4 protein-coding genes are annotated in these 3,723 nt (G+C 66.4%); 3 read left to right on the top strand and 1 reads right to left on the bottom strand.

Translation table 11 applies throughout. From position 1 onward, the window contains the following. The coding region (locus WA805_RS06975) for a cation transporting ATPase C-terminal domain-containing protein (protein ID WP_425241925.1) at positions 1–833 on the top strand (833 nt) is incomplete at its 5' end. 25 nt (positions 834–858) lie between these two features. Here the strand turns inward: WA805_RS06975 and WA805_RS06970 are convergent. After that, positions 859–1,644: an SDR family NAD(P)-dependent oxidoreductase gene (locus WA805_RS06970; protein WP_422274799.1), complete on the bottom strand. Its 786-nt coding sequence runs from the start codon at positions 1,642–1,644 to the stop codon at positions 859–861. A gap of 171 nt (positions 1,645–1,815) precedes the next feature. Between WA805_RS06970 and WA805_RS06965 the strand changes: the two genes are divergently transcribed. After that, positions 1,816–2,238 (top strand): VOC family protein, encoded by a 423-nt coding sequence (locus WA805_RS06965; RefSeq protein ID WP_425241924.1) that lies wholly within the window; start codon positions 1,816–1,818, stop codon positions 2,236–2,238. A 104-nt stretch (positions 2,239–2,342) separates the two neighbouring features. Further along, the coding region (locus WA805_RS06960; protein ID WP_425241923.1) for a catalase at positions 2,343–3,723 on the top strand (1,381 nt) is incomplete at its 3' end.

Below are 3,723 nucleotides of genomic sequence, written 5' to 3'. Positions count from 1 at the left end.
CGGTGAAGAAGGCCGACATTGGCATCGCGATGGGGATCACCGGCACCGAGGTGACCAAGGAAGCCGCGGTGATGATCCTGACCGACGACAACTTCTCCACCATCGTCAAGGCCGTGGAAGTGGGCCGCGGGCTCTATGACAACCTCGCCCGGTACGGTCGGTGCCAGATCGGCGGCCTGTTCGGCTACATCCTCACGTTCCTGTCCGCCAGCATCTTCAACGTCGCCAAGGGCATACCGCTGCTTCCGCTGCAGACGTTGTGGGTGAGTTTCACCATGCTCTCCATCCAGTCGGTCGGGCTCGGCTACAGCAAACCCGCCGCCGGGCTGATGGACCGCCCGCCGCTGCCGCCCACCAAGCCGATCCTGACCCGCGGTCTCATCGTCTGGCTCGCCTTGGTCGGCCTGGTGATGACGGTCGGCACGCTCAGCGTGATCAGCTGGGCAGAGCACGAGCACGGGCTCGCCATCGCCCGGACCATGGGCATGGTCACGTTCGCGCTGTACCTCCTGTTCTTCTCGATCGAGTCGGAAGACCAACGGGACTCGGCGTTCTCCCTCGACACGTTCTCCGACAGGACGTTCGTCATCACGACCATCGGATCCTTCGTCCTGCTGGTCCTGTCCACCGTCCTGGACATCTTCCATACCGTCATGAAGACCGTCACGCTTGACGTCCGGCAGTGGCTGATCTGCACCGCTGTGGCCCTGTCGATCGTCGCAGCCACCGAGGCTCGCAAAGCGGTGCTGCGGCGGAGCGCCGCCGGAGCCATCCGCCCGGCCAGCGCCTCCGTGCCGGAGCCACTGCCGCCTGAACGCCCGGCGGGTGCCTGACATGGCCGGCCACGCATTGGGCTGGTTACTTGGCTAGGCAGCCTCCGTCGGTGACCAGGGTCTGGCCGGTCATGTAGTCGGATGCGGCTGAGGCGAGGAAGAGCGCGGGCCCTTTGATCTCGGCGGCCGCGGCGATCCGGCCCATGGGGATGAAGGCAGTGATGGCGGCGCGGACCTGCGGGTCGTCGATCGCGCCGCGGCTGAGGTTGGTCTGGTAGAAGCCGGGGCATAGCGCGTTGACCTGGATTCCCTGGCTGGCGTACTGCAGCCCGAGTTCGCGGGTCAGGTTGATCACGGCGCCCTTGGCGGCGTTGTAGGCCAGCGCAGGGAACAGGCTGGATGAGCCGGCCAGACCCCATATCGACGCGATGTTGATGATCTTGCCGGACTGCTGGGCGGCCATGACCTTGAGCGCTTCCCGTGCGCAGAAGAACACGCCGTCCAGGTCCACGTCCAGCACGGCACGCCAGTTAGCGGTCGGGTACTCGTGCAGCAGCAGGGCCTGCGGATCGGCGATCCCGGCGTTGTTGAACAAGATGTCCAGCCTGCCCAGAACCTCCACGGTTCGGGTCACCATCGCCTGGACCTGGGCCTCGGCGGTGACATCACAGCCGATCGCTATCCCGTGCCGGCCCAGGTTTCCGACTGCCGCTGCCGTCGCCCTGGCCGGCTCCTCGTCGATGTCCGCGCAGGCGACGTCCGCGCCCGCCTCCGCCAGCACCTCGCAGAACTGCCTGCCCAGGCCGCTGCCGGCCCCGGTGACCAGCGCCACTTTGCCGTCCAGGCTGAACATGTCCACCGGATTACCCACAGGTCCCTCGCCGCCTCCCGACCGCACCTACCTTCCTGCCTACTCGCCGCCGCGCAACCCCGGAAGAGGCAATTTCCGGCGCTGGCGGCAACCACAACCACGGCGATCTACCGCACCACGCGAAACACAAGCCAGCCCGCCGCCTGCGTAAACTGTCCGCACGGGAGGATCATGGCGAATCAGCAGCCGCTGGGCCCGCTCGGGCCTGACGTGGCGCTCACGCACATCCTGGTAGTCACCGACCCGGCGCGGTCGCGGGATTTCTGGATCGACGTCTTGGGCGCCGAACTGTACCGCGAGTACGGCGGAACCAGCGTGGTGCTGCGATTCGCTGGCACCTGGCTGCTGCTGGTCAGCGCCGGCGGCCCGACCGCCGACAAGCCCACCGTGGTCTTCCAGCCGCCCGCCGACGCCGACCTGGTCAGTCACGCCATGACGCTGCGCGTGACTGACTGCCAGGCAGCCTATGAGGCGCTGCGGTCCAGAGGCGCAGCATTCCTGACCCCGCCGCATGACTGGGGCTCTGAGATCCGCTGCTTCCTGCGAGACCCAGACGGCCACCTCATAGAGATCAGCCAGTCAAAAGCCAGCTGACAGCCGCAACTAGGCTGGTCATCGAGACCGCCGCAACCGGCGGGGCGCTCGCGGCGGCCTCCGTACATAGCTGGCAACAGCGATGCTACCGAGGAGGTATCGGCATGGCTCAGCACGAGCACCGGCTTTCGACCACTACCGATGCGGGCGCGCTGGTCGAAAGCGATGAGCATTCGCTCACCGTGGGGCCAGACGGCCCGATCTTGCTGCAAGATCACTATCTGATCGAGCAGATGGCCAACTTCAATCGAGAGCGGATCCCCGAGCGCCAGCCCCACGCCAAGGGCGGCGGGGCCTTCGGGCACTTCGAGGTCACCAGCGACGTCAGCGCCTACACCAAGGCCGCCGTGTTCCAGCCCGGCACCCGCACCGACACCCTGATCCGGTTCTCTACGGTCGCCGGGGAGCGGGGCAGCCCGGACACCTGGCGTGATCCGCGCGGGTTCGCCCTGAAGTTCTACACCTCCGAGGGCAATTACGACATGGTCGGGAACAACACCCCGGTCTTCTTTGTCCGCGACCCGATGAAGTTCCAGCACTTCATCCGCTCGCAGAAACGCCGCGCCGACAACAACCTGCGCGACCACGACATGCAGTGGGATTTCTGGACCCTGTCCCCGGAGTCGGCGCACCAGGTGACCTGGCTGATGGGCGACCGCGGCATCCCGCGGTCCTGGCGGCATATGAACGGCTACAGCTCCCACACCTACCTGTGGATCAACGCAGGCGGTGAGAAGTTCTGGGTCAAGTACCACTTCAAGACCGACCAGGGCATCGAGTTCTTCACCCAGGACGAGGGCGACCAGATGGCCGCCACCGACACCGACTACCACCAGCGCGACCTGTACGAGCACATCGCCGCCGGAGAGTACCCGTCCTGGACGCTGAAGATGCAGATCATGCCGTTCGAGGACGCCAAGACCTACCGGTTCAACCCGTTCGACCTGACCAAGGTCTGGCCGCATAGCGACTACCCGCTCACCGAGGTCGGCCGCCTCACCCTCGATCGCAACGTCAGCGACTACCACACCGAGATGGAGCAAGCCGCGTTCGAGCCGAACAACCTGGTACCCGGCATCGCGCTGTCCCCGGACAAGATGTTGCTGGCCCGCGGGTTCTCCTACTCCGACGCACACCGGGCCCGGATGGGCGTCAACTACAAGCAGATCCCGGTCAACGCGCCGAAGGTACCGGTCCATGCCTACAGCAAGGACGGCACTATGCGGGTGGTCAACGTCTCCGACCCCGTGTACGCACCGAACTCCAAGGGCGGCCCGAAGGCCGACGCCGAGCACCACCAGCCGGATTACTGGTATGCCGACGGGGACCTGGTCCGCTCGGCCTACACCCTGCGCGAGGATGACGACGACTGGGGCCAGGCCGGCACCATGGTCCGCGAGGTCCTGGACGACGCGGCCCGCGAGCGCCTGGTCGCCAACATCGTCGGCCACCTGCTCGACGGCGTGACCGAGCCGGTTCTGCAGC

The organism is Trebonia sp. (genome assembly GCF_049794275.1).
In the GTDB taxonomy this organism is placed as follows: Bacteria; Actinomycetota; Actinomycetes; order Streptosporangiales; family Streptosporangiaceae; genus Trebonia.
The sequence above is the reverse complement of the archived record's forward strand: the minus strand, read 5'-3'. Positions and strand labels throughout refer to the sequence as shown.